The following is a 2,632-nucleotide window of genomic DNA, read 5'->3' on the forward strand; positions in this document are numbered from 1 at the left end:
ATAATATTAGATGTGAAATAATATTAGTGGCTAATCTATAGAGTAATTAACTTATATCTATAAAAATTAACCATATTAAATCGAATTAAAAGGTTACTTCTTATCTCGGAAGCTCATGCTCTCATTGTTAAAAGGAGTGTGATAGGTGCATTGATATTTGATGTCGATGATATCGCTGACGATGAATAGATCCCCCGATGCTAAGAAACCTCGGTTGGTGATATTCATCGCCGCGGCATTTTTTTTGCAGCCGAGCAACTCCGCGTCTTCTTTAGATACGTTGATCGCTTGATACGTCGTTAAGTAGCTATCGATCTGAAGACCTTTCGCCAATGCATGTTTCTGGATTGAGCTTTCAATGATCTCGGCATTCATCTCTGGGAAGACGCTGACAGGGATCTTGGCTTCTTCAATCTGAACTACTTTGTTGTTAATCAATCGAAGACGTCTAATTTTCCAAATGTAGTCATTGTCGTCTAAAGAAAAAATCTGCTGTTCGTGGTTATCGGGTAGCGCTTTATTCAGTTGGAGCTTTTTATAAGAGATCTCTTCAAAACTGTTTTCAGTAATGGAGTTGTACACCAGTGGTGTACCAATGAGAGAAGTGTTGACGAAGTAACCAGAACCCACCTTAGATTTCACCATGCCAATAGCCTCTAGCTTGGCTAGCGCTTTTCGAATAGTAAATCGAGATAACCCATATATTTCAGAGAGTTCTCTTTCCGCGGGAAGCTTATGATTGATACTGTTTTGACAGATCTTGCTCACAATATCTTGGACAACTAACTCGTACTTTTTCATAGATCAATAACTTTAAAGTGTATTCACTGTGACTAAAGAATAGTGAACTAAATCAGGGATTCAGTACGCTCTGAATGACTCATAATTGTAACATAGAAGGTTAAGTGGGTGATGATAAATAGGGTTAGTTAGGGGTACTAGTGACCACCTTTTGCGCTGACTTGATTACATCTTGTGATTCTAGTCCTCATTTTGTAAAACAAGATTATGAACTTTAACGTGCGGCATTTAATGTCTGTGTTGTTGCTATTTTAAGTGACTAATTCAGGAGTAGGGTATGAGTTCGAATCAAATCAAAATGTCGTATTTGATGTGGGTAATGTGATTGTGCGTTGGTCGCCGCTGGAAATTACTCAACTAACGTTTGGTAACATTGCCGACCCTGAAGCCCGAGCGCTTTCGATTTTCCAAAGTGCGATTTGGTCGGATTTGAACAAAGGGTTCTTAACCGAAAATGAAGCCAAACTTCGCTACCAACAAGAGCTCGATTTATCTTCATTAGAGTGCGACCGCCTGTTTTATTACGTTAAGAAAACGCAGATCTTATTGCATGGTTCTGTCGACCTTATCGAGCGCGTAAAGCGTGCTGGGTATGGTGTGTATGCACTTACCGACAACGTGGTCGAGATTGTTGAACACCTAAAAGCCACCTACGAATTTTGGCCTTTGTTTGATGGCGCAGCCGTATCCGCTGAACTTGGCATGCTTAAACCGCAGCCTGAGATTTACCAAGCGTTGCTTTCAAATAATGGACTGGAGGCTTCAGAAACGGTGTTCATTGATGATATGCCTTACAACGTAGAAGGAGCAAAAGCCGTAGGTATGGCGGGTATTCAGTTTATCGATTCTGCGCAATGTGAGAACGAACTTCGTGCTCTTGGCGTCGAATTTACGTGATCATGTAGCGAAATTCTCAAGCTATCTATTTTAGTCAGGTTTCTCTATGTAGATAATCTAGGTAGGCAAGATAAGTAGAAAAACGACGGATAGAAAAGACTGATAAAAGCTAAAACGAATCGATTAAAAAGAGGCGCTGTTTCATCATGAACATCGCCTCTTTTTCTATTTTTTCTTTTAATGAGCTTTATTTTTCTATTTAACTTTATTGCTCAGTATCCAAGTGTCGAATTAACTTCGCCGGCGTGCCACCGTATAGACAATCTGGCGGTACATCGCTGTTGACCACAGAGTTCGCCGCGATAACCGAGCGAGCCCCAATCTTCACGCCTTGGTTGATGACCGAGTTTCCACCAACCCACACATCATCTTCGATTGTTATCGGTAAACAGAAGGTTTCCCATTTACGACGGCTACGATAATCAAGGGAGTGTGATGGCGTATAGAATTGGACGCTTGGTCCAATTAAAACATTGTTTCCGACTTTGATTCTCGCACCATCTAGCATTACGACGTTCATATTGATGAAGGTGTCGTCACCAATCTCGATGGTTTTTCCAAACTCACAATGAAAAGGGGGCTGGATTAAGCTGCTACTCCCGACTTTACCGAATAGCTGCTCTTGCAATGTGTGTTGTTGATCTGGATTTTGATGGTTGTTGAAGGCCATTAACGCCTTTTTGGCATTGGTACGTATGGTATCAATTTCTTGGTCTGCACCATCATATACTTGCCCAGATAACATTTTATCGAGTTCAGTTTGATCGTTTGTATTACTCATGCTGCCCACTTTCCGAGAGTCTCGGTCTAAATGACGAATACTGCAAGATTAGCGATTTTTGGACATAAAAAAAGAGAAAAGCCTCAGCCTTTCTCTTCCTATTTTGTGCTTTAAGCACTAATGCTAAGTGAGCCCAGCTATTCAGCAAAAGGC

General features: G+C 41.0%; 2 protein-coding genes and 1 pseudogene. 1 reads left to right on the forward strand and 2 read right to left on the reverse strand.

Annotated features, from left to right (window positions below; all coding sequences use genetic code 11):
• Window positions 1-93: 93 nt before the first annotated feature.
• The gene (locus AB4623_RS23695; protein WP_017065208.1) at window positions 94-801 is read right to left on the reverse strand and encodes a GntR family transcriptional regulator; all 708 of its coding nucleotides are present in this window, start codon (window positions 799-801) and stop codon (window positions 94-96) included.
• A gap of 277 nt (window positions 802-1,078) precedes the next feature.
• Between AB4623_RS23695 and AB4623_RS23700 the strand changes: the two are divergent.
• A pseudogene (locus AB4623_RS23700) lies at window positions 1,079-1,698 on the forward strand (HAD family hydrolase).
• 205 nt (window positions 1,699-1,903) lie between these two features.
• On the opposite strand, the gene AB4623_RS23705 reads toward AB4623_RS23700, so the two are convergent.
• A complete protein-coding gene (locus AB4623_RS23705) occupies window positions 1,904-2,479 on the reverse strand; it encodes a sugar O-acetyltransferase (RefSeq protein WP_017061090.1) in 576 nt (191 codons plus the stop codon).
• Between the last annotated feature and the right edge of the window lie 153 nt (window positions 2,480-2,632).

The sequence above is a fragment of the Vibrio sp. 10N.222.52.C12 genome (assembly GCF_041474215.1).
GTDB lineage: Bacteria > Pseudomonadota > Gammaproteobacteria > Enterobacterales > Vibrionaceae > Vibrio > Vibrio crassostreae_C.

Excerpts from the sequence above, each read along its gene's own strand:
- AB4623_RS23695 (WP_017065208.1), bottom strand. The coding sequence starts at position 801 with ATGAAAAAGTACGAGTTAGTTGTCCAAGATATTGTGAGCAAGATCTGT.
- AB4623_RS23705 (WP_017061090.1), bottom strand. The coding sequence starts at position 2,479 with ATGAGTAATACAAACGATCAAACTGAACTCGATAAAATGTTATCTGGG.